General features: G+C 71.0%; 8 protein-coding genes. 2 read left to right on the forward strand and 6 right to left on the reverse strand.

The features are described from left to right. Window positions 1-20: 20 nt before the first annotated feature. From TBR22_RS05065 to TBR22_RS05080, 4 genes are read right to left on the reverse strand one after another with little or no spacing between them, the layout of a single operon-like run. The gene (locus TBR22_RS05065; protein WP_239491872.1) at window positions 21-1,025 is read right to left on the reverse strand and encodes a PrsW family glutamic-type intramembrane protease; all 1,005 of its coding nucleotides are present in this window, start codon (window positions 1,023-1,025) and stop codon (window positions 21-23) included. Beyond that, window positions 1,022-4,000, reverse strand: coding sequence for an LpqB family beta-propeller domain-containing protein (locus TBR22_RS05070; protein ID WP_239491873.1), 2,979 nt, complete (start codon window positions 3,998-4,000; stop codon window positions 1,022-1,024). The genes TBR22_RS05065 and TBR22_RS05070 overlap by 4 nt, the downstream gene beginning before the upstream one ends. Before the next feature lie 31 nt (window positions 4,001-4,031). Next, entirely contained in the window at window positions 4,032-5,087 is a 1,056-nt protein-coding gene (locus TBR22_RS05075; protein WP_239491874.1) for a hypothetical protein, read from the reverse strand. A gap of 5 nt (window positions 5,088-5,092) precedes the next feature. Continuing rightward, window positions 5,093-5,638 carry an RNA polymerase sigma factor gene (locus TBR22_RS05080; RefSeq protein WP_239491875.1) on the reverse strand — a complete coding sequence of 182 codons (546 nt, stop codon included), beginning with the start codon at window positions 5,636-5,638 and terminating at the stop codon, window positions 5,093-5,095. Between the two features lie 72 nt (window positions 5,639-5,710). Here TBR22_RS05080 and TBR22_RS05085 point away from each other — a divergent pair, with 72 nt between their 5' ends. Further along, window positions 5,711-6,106, forward strand: coding sequence for an STAS domain-containing protein (locus TBR22_RS05085; protein ID WP_239491876.1), 396 nt, complete (start codon window positions 5,711-5,713; stop codon window positions 6,104-6,106). Further along, window positions 6,103-12,015 carry an IPT/TIG domain-containing protein gene (locus tag TBR22_RS05090; protein ID WP_239491877.1) on the forward strand — a complete coding sequence of 1,971 codons (5,913 nt, stop codon included), beginning with the start codon at window positions 6,103-6,105 and terminating at the stop codon, window positions 12,013-12,015. Before TBR22_RS05085 ends, TBR22_RS05090 begins: the two co-directional genes overlap by 4 nt. A gap of 115 nt (window positions 12,016-12,130) precedes the next feature. Here TBR22_RS05090 and TBR22_RS05095 read toward each other — a convergent pair whose 3' ends face one another. Together TBR22_RS05095 and TBR22_RS05100 are read right to left on the reverse strand one after the other, a co-directional pair. Beyond that, complete coding sequence (locus tag TBR22_RS05095; protein WP_239491878.1) at window positions 12,131-12,541, reverse strand: YqaA family protein; 411 nt, start codon at window positions 12,539-12,541, stop codon at window positions 12,131-12,133. 120 nt (window positions 12,542-12,661) lie between these two features. Further along, window positions 12,662-14,077, reverse strand: coding sequence for an APC family permease (locus TBR22_RS05100; protein WP_239491879.1), 1,416 nt, complete (start codon window positions 14,075-14,077; stop codon window positions 12,662-12,664). Window positions 14,078-14,109 lie beyond the last annotated feature (32 nt).

The raw sequence follows: 14,109 nt of genomic DNA on the forward strand, positions 1-14,109 counted from the left end.
CGCCGCGATGGTGTCATGAATCAGCCACCTCGAGCTTGTGCCAGCAGGTGCCTGTGCCAGTCGTCGTGGTCGCTCACCACCTGGACCGGGCCGAGCGCCAGCATGCCGGTGCGGCCGATCGACCTGCGGAGGAAGTCGTACTCCCCCAGTGCGATCGCGAGGTCTTCGTCGGCCGGCAGGTGCAGGCCCGCGCCGCGGGCCAGGACGAGTGCCTTGGCCTGCACCGACAGCTCCAGCTCGAGCCGCAGCAGGCAGAACATGTCGGCGACGACCGGTCCGGGAAATCGTGCGCGCAGCTCCTGCAGGTACGACGCGATCCGCGTGACCCCGAAGAACTCCGACGTCACCAGCTGCAGCAACTCGATGTCCAGGTCGAGGCCGGCGCCGACCCACTCGCGGGTCACGCGCTCGCTGCGCTCGAAGACCGTCGTCATCAGCAGCGGCAGCGCCACGAGGACGAGGGCCGTCTGCGCCAGCGGCGGCAACAGCAGGTGATTGAAGGCCACGTGCACCGCCATCGCCGCGCCGAGGCCGGGCAGCATCGCCAGCGGCTTGTGGCGCGGGTAGCGGTCCACGAGCGTGCGCGCCAGCATCGCGAAGACCGCCGTCGTGCCGCCGTGCATGACCGCCGTCCCGAGGCCGCGCACCAGCCACAGGCCGAGCGGCGCGTCGGCGAGCGCCCGGAGGTAGACGACGTTCTCGACGAGCGCGAAGCCGGCGCCGACCGCGAAGCCGAGCACCGCGGCGTCCACGAGGAACCCGACGCGTCGGGTCCACACCAGCCAGGCCACCAGCAGTGCCTTGCCGCATTCCTCGACGATGGGGCCGATCCACCCGACGATCAACGCGTCGGGCATCGTGGCCAGCGGAGTGCCTTCGATGAGCCATGCCGACACGAGAGCGGCCACGGCGCCGCCGGCCAGCGATCGCAGCACGTGCCGCAACGCGACCAGCTTGAAGCTGTCCATCAGCGACAGCCCCACCAGGAAGGCGAGCACGGGCAGGAGGGCGATGGCGATGTTCACCGGAGGATCTTGAGCGAGATCATCGCCTCGCGCCGCGGGCCGCGTCCCCGCTCGAAGGCCACCGCGCCGCCGAACGACAGCGTCAGCTGCTGGGTGGCCGCCACGCCGAGCCGCACGTCCACCTGTCCGCCGACGTTGGTCGCGACGGTGCGCGTCGCGTCGTGATCGAGGTCGGTGCCCAGGCCGCCCACGAAGACGGCCGGCCGTGCCCACGTGGCGTGGAAGCCCGGCCAGCCGAGGCGCCGGAAGCGCCACGGCGGGAGGTTCCACTCGAGCGCCGACTTGAGGAAGTTGCGCCCGCCGATGCCGTTGAGCGCCGCGCCAGGGAAGCTGTGGAGCGTCCGGTAGCGCTTCTCCTCGAGGTGGTCCACCCAGTTGTTGCCGAACGCACCGAAGTAGAAGTTCGCGAACGGGTCGTCGCGGTCGTCGGGCGACAGGCCGGCCGCGTTACGGAGCCACAGCGTCGAGTGATTGCCGAAGGCGGCGACGTGGTGGTCGTAGGTGCCGGCCACACGCGTCACGAAGCGGCCGGCCACCTGTTGTCCCTGCGCGGCCACCGACCACTTCGACCCCTTCTCGTCGTCGACGTGCCCGAGCGAGTTGCGCACGTCGGACCACGACAGCTTCGCCTGCAGCGTGCCCAACCGGTCGACGTCGACGGCGACGTTCTGGTAGTCGGGCAGTCGATCGAGGTTGCCCGAGTAGGTGCCGCTCAGGTCCAGCTCGAGACGCTTCGGGCTGTCGTACACGAGCAGGTGCTTCCACCCGCCCTCGAGCACGTAGCCCTTGCGGCTCGCCTTGGTCGGCCCGAAGAAGTCGTAGAAGTCGGCCCCGTTCAGCGTGAACCCGCCCCGCCAGTCACCGCGCTCGACCTCGGCCTGCACGTGGATGCGTTCGGCCTCCGGCAGTCCGGTGATGGCCGAATACGTGGCGACGACGCTGCCGCGGCTGAACTGGAGCGGATCGGAGAAGGCGAGGCGGACGCCGGGGGCACCGGTGCCCTTGTACGACTGGACGATCGGGTGCAGCGCGTCGAGCCGCATCCGCCGCAGCGGCGAGTAGGGCGAGGTGGACTGCGGCAGGGTCTCGAGCGGGATCTTCTGCGGCGAGCCGACCGCCCACTCGCGCACGATCGGGTGCTCCTCGGCAAGGCGCTCGCCGAGGAAGGTGATCGGCGCGATGTCCTCGATCGGCGCGATGCGCACCCGCGTCGGCACGAAGCCCTCGCCCGAGTACCGGAACGCGATCATCGTCCCGTCGTCGAGCGGCAGCGGCCGGAAGAAGCCGGTGTCGGTGTTGGTCACCGCCTCGACCTTCTTCGCCTCGAGGTCGTACCTGAAGATGTTGGACACCCCGGTGTAGTACGCGCTGCCGTAGACGTAGCGCCCGTCGGGCGAGAACACGAAGTGGTTGGGCACGCTCTGCCCGAAGTCGAACCTGGCGACCGGCGCCGTGCCGCGCGCCCGCAGGGTCGCGGCGTCGAACACGCGCACGTCCTGCGTGCCGCTGATCTCGCCGAAGGAGGCGACGATGCGGGTCCCGTCGGGCGACACGTCGAGGTCGTACACCACCGTGCCGTACGGCCACGACACGACCTGCTCCCACTGACGATACGGCGCGGGCAGGCGCACGATCGTGCAGATGCCGTTGAGGTGACGGATGCCCCAGATGGAGCGGTCGGCGCGGTTGAAGGCGAGGTCGCCGATGCGCGCGTCCTTGATCAGCAGCTCGGTGCGCCGCGTCGCCGGGTCGAGGCGCATCAGGTCGCGCTGCTGGCCGTTGTCGGCGGTGTAGAAGAGCGTGCCGCTCTCCGGGTCGCGCGCCAGCGAGGCGACGGTGAACATGCTCGGGCCCTTGATGTCGACGAGACGCTCGACGCGGCCGGAGTCGAGCGACAGCGCCGCGATGTGCGACACCGTGCCCGGGTAGCTCACGCCGGCGTAGAGCGTCCGCGTGCGCTCGTCGAGGTACGCACGCGACACGGCGCCGAGCGCGCGTGGCACGAGATCCTCGAAGGGCGTGAGCGGGTACCTGCCGATGGCGTCGAGGTTGGCCTGCTGGAAGGTCTTCTCGTCGCGCTGCCAGGTGGCCCAGGCCTGATCGAGCGTCTCGCCGAACACGCGGTGGAAGTCCCGGGCGTAGGAGGCCCGGCTGCCTTCGGGCCGCGACACCCACTGCACCAGCTTCTCCGGCGAGTGCCGACGCGCCACCCACGTCATGAAGCGCGTCCCGTAGAGGTACGAATTGGCCTCGTCCTGGAAGTCGATCTTGGTGCCCTCCGACACCAGCCCGAGGCGGTCGTAGATGGTCGCGCCGTCGCGCACCTTGGCGCGGAACACCATCTCGTCGTAGCCGCCCTGCGCCCGCCCGAGGCCGGCCGCCATCCACGTGTCGAAGAACACCGCGGCGCCCTCGAGGTACCAGCGGGGCGAGAAGTTGCGCGGCGCGGTGAGCCACGACCACAGGGCCGTCTCCGGGTGCTCGGCGACGGGCCGCACCTTGCCCGCGAACAGCGTCCGGAACAGCCGGTCGCGCCGCGAGGGCTGGTCCATCATCGTCACGTGGACCAGCTCGTGGTTCATGATCATGAACATCCGCTCGTTGGCATGCACGGTCTCGAAGGCATGGCTCAACGGCGCGAGCTGCACCATCAGCAGGTTGTGGGGCACGGCCGACGCGCCCGCATTGCCCGTGTCCTGCAGGTCGACCACGAGGACGACGGTGTCCTCGGCGGGGTCGAAGCCGAGGACCCGCTTCTGGAAGTCGAGCGAGGCGAGGAAGGTGCGTGCCGCGTACGGCACGATGAAGCGACCGCTCGGATCGAGGTAGACGAGGCGCAGGCCTGGCGTCTCGAAGACCGACAGCTGCGCCGCGGCAGGCCCGGTTGTCGCGACCAGGCAGACCAACAGCAGGAGGGCGCGCGGCAGCCAGCGCTGCACGCACGCCCTGATGTCGCGGACGCCGAGCGGGGTCACGCGCGGATCGTACCCGGGAGTCCCAGCCGGATCAGAACTCCTTCTGGCCCTCGCCCGACTTGCGGGCAGCGGTGTCGAAGGCCGAGAACAGCGTGTCGGCGTTCATGTTGAGGAAGTTGGTGTCGTTGACGACGTTGCGGAACGTGGCGTCGTTGAGCAGCCTGGCGAACTCGACGTCGCTGAAGAGCACCGCGAAGTCGGCATCGCGCAGCAGCGCGGCGAGCTCGACGTCGGCAAAGGCCGTCTTCAGGGCGCTGTCGTACGCCAGGGCCTTGAAGTCCACCTCGGTGGCCAGCCTGGCGAAGGTCGCGTCGCTGGCCAGCTGCCGGAGCTCGACGTCGCTGATGGCGCGCCTCAGCTCCACGTCGGCGATGGCCATCCGCAGCGCCTCGGTGTCGATGGCGGCGTGCTTCAACTGGGCGTCCCTGGCCAGCGCCTGGACGTCGGCGTCCATGGCGAGGGCGCGCATGTCGGCGTCCATGGCGCGCGCCATCAGGGCCGGTTCACTGGCCAGCTGACGGAACTCGGCCCCGCGCAGCATCGCGGCGAGGTTGCCGCTGGTGACCGCCTTCTGGAAGGCCTTGCGCGCCTCCGGGCTGCGGCGCAGCGTGTCGAACGCCGGGCTCTGGAGGAACGACTGCAGCGCCTGATCGCCGAGCTTCACGTCGCTGGCCGTCAACTGCTGGCCCTGATAGCGCTTGGCCGCGCCGATGGTGCCCTCGGTCCCGCGCGGCGGGATGCTGCCACCCATGGCGACGTACAACCCCAGTCCGGCGGCCACGGTGGCGGCAATTCCCAGCATCAGCTTCTTGCTCATCGTCTCTTCCGTCCTCATCTCCGGGGCGGCCAGCTGGCCACCCTCCGGGGTCAGGGCCCGAGCCGCGACGTGCTGCATCACGGTGGGCTTCAGGTCGGCCGGCGCGTCGACGGTCCCCATCGCGCGCAGGTCGCCAGCCAGTTGCTGCAGGTGCTCGAATCGGGCGCGCGCCTCGGGGGCTTCCGCGAGGGCGCGGTCCAGGGCGGTCCGGTCGACCAGGTCGCCGAACGCCGCCGCGTGCAACATCGCTTCCGTGCGTGGGTCCAGCATCTCGGTCAACCTGCCTGCGCGACCTTCAGGGCCGCGAGCTTGTCGGCGAGGCGTTGCCGCGCCGCGTACAGCCTGGACTTGACCGTCACCACCGGGATGCCCAGGGTGGCGGCCACCTCGTCGTACGACAGCTCGCCGAAGTGCCGGAGCAGCACGACGTCGCGGTGCTCAGGCGTCAGCTCGGCGATCGCCTTCCGCAGGGCGTCCCGGCGCCGGGCCTCGTCGAGGGCCGACCCCGGATCGCGTGACACCGGCGGGACGGCGTCGAGGGCATCGGGCCGCGGCCGGCGTTTCTGCGTCAGGCACTCGTTCACGAGAATCCGGTAGATCCAGCTGAAGAACCGGTGCTGGCGGTCGTACGTCGCCAGCTTCTCGTAGGCGCGGATGAAGGCCGTCTGGGTCGCGTCCTGCGCAGCGTCCCGGTCGTGGAGCATCCGGTAGGCCACGCTGAAGAGCACGCGTTCGTAACGTCCGACCAACGCCTCGAAGGCGTTGACATCGCCGGCCGCCACCCGGGCGATGACGGCCTGTTCATCTCGATCCTGCAGCAATGACGCGGCTACCTGAAAAAAGTTGGTGCGGGGGTGCGCGGCCTATTGATAGCACGGATAAGATGCCGGTCGATGGCAGCGCGCCGGCAGATCTGGCGACCCGAGGTCAGCACGCGCCTGGCCGGCAACGTCCTGGTGGTCAGCCTCTCCGGACGCCTCGGCGAGGCGGGCGCCCGCAGCGAGCCGCTCCTGGCGGCGCTGGCCGGCGCCGAGCCCCACCAGGCCGTGGTCGTCGACCTGTCGCGGCTCGACTACGTCTCCAGTCCGGGCGTGGCGCACCTGGCGGCTTTCGCCCGGACCCAGGCCGAGCGGGGTATCCCGTGCGTCTGGTGCGACCTCACGGAGGCGGTCCGTATTTCCCTTGACCTTGCGGGCACGCTGCCGGAGTTCACGCTCGCGATGTCGCGAGAGGCGGCGATCGAGGCGGCGTCACGTTCTGCCTCCGGGAGCCCACCCTCTGTCCAATGAGTACCCGTGTCCGGCGTGCGCTGACCTGCCTCTCGACCGTCCTCCTGCTGGTCACGCTGACTGCCGCGACCGCTCGTGCCGGCACCGCCGTCCTGAAGGGGCGCGTGACCGACAAGGCCACCGGGCAGCCGATCGCCAACGCGCTGGTGACCCTCTACGAGGTCTTCCTCGGGGTCAACAACGTCTCGTGGGGCGCCACCTTCACCAACGCCAATGGGGAGTTCACCCATCTTGGTAGCGACACGAAGGTGTACCGGCTGCGTGCCTTCGACCGCGCCTACCGCCAGCAGGTGTACGACGGCCTCGATTGCGCGTATTGGGGGGGCGGCCAGTGCGACACGGCGATGAACGCGGGCACGATCATCAGCCCGGGAGACGACGCCTCCTGCAATCCGGGCCCGTGCACGGTCACGGGCCTCGACTTCGCGCTCGAGAGGCTGCCCGCGCCGTCCATCAGCAGCATCACGCCGAACTCCGGGACCAAGGACGGCGGCACGTCCGTGCTCATCACGGGCAGCAATTTCTACGGCCTGCCGGCGGTGGAGATTGCCGGTCGGGACTTCAACGACATGACCGTGACGGGCCCCGGCACGATCACGGCAAAGACGCCTTCCAATCCGGTCGGGCCGGCCAACGTCAGCATCACCACCAGCAGCAAGGTCACGCTCGTCGGCGGCTTCACCTACACGGGGCCGCAACCGGCGCCGACGCTGACGGCCGTGTCGCCGGCCTCGGGCGTCACGACGGGCGGGACGCCCATCACGCTCACGGGCACCAACTTCAGTGGGTCTCCCACCGTCACCGTCGGTGGTGTGGCGGCTACCGGCGTGACCGTCATCAACAGCACCACGATCACTGCAGTCACGCCCACCGGTACGGCCGGGGCCAGGGACGTGGTGGTCACGACGCTCGGCGGCGACGCCACGTTGGTCGGTGGCTTCACGTACGTCGCCCCACCGACCGTGAGTGGCCTCACGCCCTCGTCCGGGCCGACGGCCGGCGGGACCACGGTCACCATCACGGGGAGCAACTTCACTGCGGATACGCAGGTGCGGTTCAGCGGGGTCATCGCCCAGTCGGTCACGGTCTCGAGCGCGACGACCCTGACCGCGGTGACCCCCGGCGGCGCGGCGGGCGCTGCGGATGTGCGCGTGACGACACCGGGCGGCGACATCACCCTGCCGGGCGGCTTCACCTATCGGCCCCCACCCCCGACCTTGAGCGGCATCGCGCCGGCCAGCGGCCCCGTGGCGGGTGGCACCCCGGTGACGCTGACCGGGCAGTGGTCGGCCGACGTGACCCGGGTCACCATCGGCGGCGCAGACGCGACCTCGGTCGTGCAGGCCGGCGGGTCGCTGACGGCGGTGACGCCGCCCGGTGCCGCCGGCCCCCGGGACGTGGTGGTCACGACGCTCGGCGGCGACGCCACGTTGGTCGGTGGCTTCACGTACGTCGCCCCACCGACCGTGAGTGGCCTCACGCCCTCGTCCGGGCCGACGGCCGGCGGGACCACGGTCACCATCACCGGCACGGACTTCGTCGGCAGCACCACCGTCACGTTGGGGGGAGTCGCCGCGACCGCGGTTGCCGTCGTCAACAGCACCACGCTCACCGCCGTCACGCCGCAGCGCTCGGCCGGCGCGCGCAGCGTCGTGGTCACGACGCCATACGGCTCGGCGACGTCGCCCACGCCCTTCACCTTCGCGGCGAGCCCCACGGTACTGTCGGTCAGCCCCAACAGCGGTCCGACGACCGGCCAGACGACCATCGCCATCACCGGCACCGGGTTCGAAGGCACGCCCACCGTGACGCTGCGTGGCATCCCGGCGACCGACGTCACGCGGCTCGGTCCGACCCTGCTGACCGCGGTCACGCCGGCCGCGGCTGTCGGGCCCAGCGACGTGACCGTGACGGCCGCCGGGGGATCGGCCACGGCGGCCGGCGCCTTCACCTACATCGATCCGGCGAGCCTCACCGGACCGGCGCGCATCGACGTCGTCACGCCGGTGGCCGGGACCGTCAACGGCGGTACGGTGGTCACCGTGTGCGGCTATCGGCTCGACGCCGCCGTCACCATCCTGTTCGGCGCCCGCGCCGGTACCAACGTGCAGCCCTTGTTCGGCGATTGTGTGGCCGTGAGGACACCGGCCGGCGTCGCCCTCGGGCCTGTCGACGTGACCATCCTGACCGCCGCCGGCAAGGCGACGCGGGCGGCCGGCTTCTCGTACCTGCCGGTGCCGCAACTCGGGACGTTCGGAGCGATCACGCCCTCGCGGGGGAGCCAGGCCGGCGGCACCACGGTGCTGATTGCAGGTGACGGGTTCGTCGGTGCACCGATTGTCCGGATCGGTGGCGCGCTTGCGACGTCGGTGACGGTGATCAACCCGGGATACCTCACGGCCGTCACGCCCCCGGGGACGGGCGTTGGCGACCTGAGCGTGGAGGTGGGAGGTGCGACCGCCACGCGGGCCGGCGCGTTCACCTACCTGCCCGTGACACCGGGCGCGCCGACGATCGCGAGCGTCGCCCCGGTGTCTGGCCCACTGTCAGGTGGGACCCTCGTGACGATCTGCGGCCAGAACCTGGACACCCAGACCGCGGTGCTGTTCGGCGGCCGGCCCGGCCCCGTGCAGACGCGCGGCGAGGGGTGCCTCCGCGCGTACACGCCGTTCAACGACACGGCCGGTGCGGTCGACATCACGGTGCTGGCACCAGGCGGAAGCACGACGCGCTCGGCCGCCTTCTCGTACGTCACGCCCGGACCACTCCTCTCGTCCGGGCCGCTCGGGGATGGCACCATGTCCGTCGTGGCCGGCTACGTGGCCGGGACGTCGCCGAACGCGATCGTGCCGCAGGATCTCAACGGCGTCGAGGACGTGTATCTCTCCGACAACGCCGGCGGCCCGCGGCGTCTCGTGAGCGCGAACCCGGCCGGCGCTGCCGGCAATGGACGCAGCACGTTGCCCCGCCTCAGTGCGACGGGCCGGTTCCTGACGTTCGTCTCGGCGGCCTCGGACCTCGTGCCCGGCGACACCAACTTCGCCGACGACGTGTTCCTGCTCGATCGCGACAGCGACGGCAACGGGACGTTCGACGAGCCCGGCACATGGTCGCTCCGCCGCGTCAGCGTCGACACCACTGGCCTCCAGGGCAACGGCAACAGCGGTCAGGCCGAGATCAGCCCCGACGGGTACTGGGTGGCGTTCGCATCGGCGGCGACCAATCTCGTGGCGGGCGACGTCAACGACATGCCGGACATCTTCCTGCACCACTGGCCCTCCGGCACGACGACGCGCGTCAGCCAGCGCAGCGACGGCGGCCCGGCCAACCTGGCCAGTCGCGTGCCCAAGATCAGCCGCGATGGCAAGCGCGTCGTGTTCGCCTCGCGCGCCAGCGACCTCGTGCCCGGCGACGGCAACGGCCTGCTCGACGTCTTCCTCTGGGAGCAGGCCACAGGGGCAATCACACGCCTGTCCACGGCGCGCAACACGGGCGGACTCGGCGATGCCTCGGGCGAGAGCGATCTGCCGACGATCAGCGCCGACGGCACGCGCGTCACCTTCTGGACGAAGGCCGCCGACATCGTCGGGACGCAGCCCGGGCTGCTGCCGGACTGGCAAGTGGTCGTCGTCGACCTCGCGCCGCCACTCTCGGGCGACGCCGCTGTCGCCACGACGACCGACCCGTTCGCCGCAGGGCGCGCGACGGTGAGCGACGTTGGCCTCGCGCCCGCCTGGCGCGCGTTCGCCGGCGCCGCGGTGACGGTGCCCGACAACGGGCGCCACTGGCTCGCGACGAGCGTGTCGGGCGGGCTCGGCAACGGCCCGAGCACCAACGCCCAGATCAGCGGCGACGGGCGGACCGTGGTGTTCGAGTCCGCGGCCTCCGATCTGGTGCCCGACGACACCAACGGCGTCAGCGACGTGTTCCTCGTGCGCATCGACGAGTCCGGTGCACCCGGCGCGCCAGAGCGCGTCAGCCTCGACGCGGCAGGACGACAGATCGAGAGCCCGAGCCGGTCGCCCGTCGTCTCCTTCGATGGCGGCGTCGTCGGGTTCGTCTCGGGGGCCGGGCTCACTCCCGAGAGCGTCGGACAGTCGGGCTCCTGGCTCTACGTGCGGCTGCCATCGACCTGGGTGTCATCGGTCACGCCGGCGCACGGCCAGGCAGGCACGAGCGTCACCCTGACACTGCGTGGCGGCGGCCTGGTGCCCGGCACGACCGTGCGCCTGGGGCAGGGCACGCCGGTGGTGGCGCAGGCAGTGAGCGGCAGCGCACTGACCGTGACGCTGCCGGTCAGCGGCTCCGGTGTCCTCGACGTCGTGGTCACCGATCCCGACGGATCGTCGGCGACGCTGCCCGGCGCGTTCACGGTGACGACGGCGGGCACGGAAGACGCGGACGCCGACGGCCTGCCCGACACGTGGGAGCAGGCGTTCGGCCTGAGCGCGGTGTCGGCGTCGGGCCGCGACGGGGCGGGTGGCGACGCCGACGGCGACGGCCTGTCCAATGCTGCCGAATTCGCCCAGGGCACGCACCCGGCCGGCGTGTTCACACGCTACCTGGCCGAGGGCGCCACGAGCAGCTTCTTCTCGACGCGGATCGCGCTGGCAAACCCGTCGTCGACGACTCCGGTGACGGCGCTGCTGCACTTCCAGAAGGGCGACGGCAGCAGCGTGCCGCTCACCGTGGTCGTGCCCGCCCGGGAGAGTCGGAAGATCGTGGTCGAGTCGGTGCCAGGCATGGCGGAGGCGGAGTTCGCCACGCTCGTCGAGAGCGACGGCCCCGTCGTCGTCGACCGCCTCCTGTCGTGGGACAGGGGCACCGGCTACGGATCGCATGCGGAGGCGTCGCTGCCGGCGACATCCACCACGTGGTACCTGGCCGAAGGGGCCACGCACTCCGGCTTCGAGCTGTTCTACCTGCTCCAGAACCCGTCGGCGACCGAAGCGCAGGTGCGGGTGCGCTACCTGCGCCCGTCGGGACCGCCCCTCGAGCGCACGTATCCGGTGGCGCCTCGATCGCGCTTCAACATCTGGGTGGACCTCGAGACGTTCACGACGGGCGGGGTGACCGAGACGCTGGCCAGCACCGACGTGTCGGCCGCCATCGAGGTGATCAACGGCGTGCCGATCATCGCCGAGCGCGCCATGTACCTGAACCGGAACGGCCAGACGTTCGCGGCTGGGCACGAAAGCGCCGGCATCCGGGCGCCCGCCACCGAGTGGTTCCTGGCCGAGGGCGCGACCCTGAACTACTTCGACGAGTTCCTGCTGCTGGCCAACCCGAATGCGGCCGACGCGCAGGCGACGATTACGTACCTGCTGGAGGACGGCTCGACGCGTCAGCGCGCGATGACGGTTCCGGCCAACACCAGGCAGAACGTGTGGGTCAACGTCGAGCAGTTCGACGGCACGCCCGGCTACCCGATGGCCAACGTCGCGCACTCCACGCGCGTCACCGTGACCAACGGCGTGCCGATCGTCGTCGAGCGGGCGATGTGGTGGCCGCGGGAGTCGCCCAACTGGGTGGAAGCGCACAACTCGCCGGGCGCGGTCGTGACGGGGACGGCCTGGGCGGTGGCCGAGGGGCAGGCACAGGCGTCACCCCGGGTGTCCACCTACCTGCTGGTGGCCAACACCGCGGCCACCGACGCCACCGTGACGCTCACGCTGATGTTCGAGGGCGCGGCGCCGGTCAGCAGGACGTTCACGGTGGCGCCGACCAGTCGTCGCACCTTCGATGTCGCGGCGGAGTTCCCGGAGGCGATGGGCAGGACCTTCGGCGCGCGCGTGGAGAGCGTCGGCGCCGGGGGCGAGGCGATCGTCGTCGAGTGCGCGATCTACAGCGACGCGCAGGGCGTGACGTGGGCGGCCGGGAGCAACCACCTGGCGACGCGCCTGCGCTGATACGGCAATTTGAAATTTGACATTTGAAATTCATCGGCGGCCGGCCTGTCGGCCTTGCCGCTCGAGGGATCCCGAGGGGCGCCGGCGAGAGCCGCGCCCACGAGAATTTCGAATTTCAAATTTCCAATTGCCAGCTCACGTAGGCCACAGCGACGTAGCGCGCCGCCTTGCCGATGGTCGTCCAGAGCAGGAACGGCGCCAGCGGCATGCGCGCCGCGCCGGCGAGCGCCACCAACACGTCGCCGATGAGCGGCACCCACGAGAGCAGCAGGACGGGCGACCCGTAGCGGGCGAGCAGCGCCGCGGCACGCGCGACGCGCGGCGAGGGCTCGGGCGCGCGGGTCACCGCCAGCCGCGCGAGCCCGTAGGTGGTCGCCGCCCCCAGCACGTTGCCCACCGTGGCCACGGCCACGGGCACGTGCCAGTGACCGGTGCGCGCGACCTCGACGGCCAGTGGCACCTCGGACGACAGCGGCAGGATCGTCGCGGCGGCAAAGGCCCAGAGGAAGAGGACGATCAGCGTCATCGGTGGCTGTGGTGGCAATTTGAAATTGGAAATTTGAAATTGATCGGCGGCCGGCCTGTCGGCCTTGCCGCTCGAAGCAATCCCGAGGGGCGCCGGCGAGAGCCGCGCCCCGCGGGAATTTCAAATTCCAGATTTCGAATTGCGGGTCCAGTACAGGTAGAAGGGCACGCCCAGCGCCACCAGCGCGAGGCCGGCCAGCGACTGGCGCGGGCTGGTGATCAGTGTGTTGACGATCAGCCAGCCGGCGGTGAGCAGGAAGAGCGCCGGCACCACGGGGTAGCCCCAGGTGCGGTACGGGCGCGGGGCGTCGGGCATCCGGCGCCGGAACACGAACACCGACGCCGTGCCGAGGCCCAGGAAGATGAGGACCGCGAAGATCACGTAGTCGGTCAGCGTGTCGAACGAGCCGGTCACCACCAGCAGCGAGGCCCAGACCGCCTGCGCGACGAGCGCCCGAATCGGCACCCTCGTCCGCGGACTCAGCGTCGCGAGGCTGCGGAAGAACACGCCGTCCTGCGCCATCGCGTACGGGATGCGCGCGCCGACCAGCGCGACGATCAGCAGTGCCGTGAAGACCGACACCGACAGCATCCCGGCCATCAGGCTCGTGGCCGCCGGCCCGAGGAACTGCGTCGCAGCCACCGTGGCCACCGGCGAGGCCGCCGGCACGCTGGCCACCGCCTCTGGCGTGAGCACGTAGAAGTAGCCGGCATTCACGGTGACGTAGAGCGCCGCCACCGTCAGGATGCCGCCGATGATCGCCAGCGGCAGCGCCCGGCCCGGGTCGCGCACCTCGCCGGCGACGTAGGTCACCTCGTTCCAGCCGTTGTAGCCCCACAGGGCGGCCATCATCGCGGCGCCGATCCCGGCCAGGCCGCCGCGCGCCGCCGCATCCACGCCTTCGCAGGCGCCACCGGCGCCCGACAGCGCGTAGTGACTCCACGAGCCGTCGGCCAGCAGGAAGGCGCCGAGGCCGACGCCGCTGACCAGCAGCAGCTTCATGGCGGTGAGCCCCGAGGCGACCGTCCCGCTCGTCGACACGTCGAGGCAGTTGATCAGCGTCACCACCCACACGGCGACGACGGCCGCCATGGCGATGCCGCCGATGGCGCCGAACCCCGGCACCGTGACCTGCCAGGCCGCCAGCTGGTTGCCCGCCAGCGCGTTCAGGAAGATGGCGCCGCCGGTCGCCAGCGCCGCCAGCGCGCCTGCGGTCGCGACGAAGAACCGCGTCCAGCCGTACAGGAACCCCCAGAGCCGACCGTAGGCCTGCCGGAGGAAGACGTACTCGCCGCCGGCGTCGGGGAAGAGCGTCGCCAGTTCGGCGTAGGTGAGCGCGCCCAGCAGGCTCATGAGGCCGGCCACCACCCACACCGCGATCACCATGCCGGGCGACTCGACGTTGCAGGTCATCACCCGCGCCTTCAGGAACACACCCGTGCCGATGACGTTGCCGACGACCATGGAGTAGGCGGCAAACAGGCCGAGTCCGCGGACCAGCGTCAGCGGGGTGGAAGGCGGCGCGGGGGAAGGCACGGTGCGACGCAGTGTATCCTCGCGCCATCAGG

The organism is Luteitalea sp. TBR-22, from assembly GCF_016865485.1.
Classification (GTDB): domain Bacteria; phylum Acidobacteriota; class Vicinamibacteria; order Vicinamibacterales; family Vicinamibacteraceae; genus Luteitalea.

Coding starts and splice junctions, on each gene's coding strand:
- TBR22_RS05075 (WP_239491874.1), bottom strand. CDS start 5,087: ATGCTGGACCCACGCACGGAAGCGATGTTGCACGCGGCGGCGTTCGGC.
- TBR22_RS05085 (WP_239491876.1), top strand. CDS start 5,711: ATGGCAGCGCGCCGGCAGATCTGGCGACCCGAGGTCAGCACGCGCCTG.
- TBR22_RS05090 (WP_239491877.1), top strand. CDS start 6,103: ATGAGTACCCGTGTCCGGCGTGCGCTGACCTGCCTCTCGACCGTCCTC.
- TBR22_RS05095 (WP_239491878.1), bottom strand. CDS start 12,541: ATGACGCTGATCGTCCTCTTCCTCTGGGCCTTTGCCGCCGCGACGATC.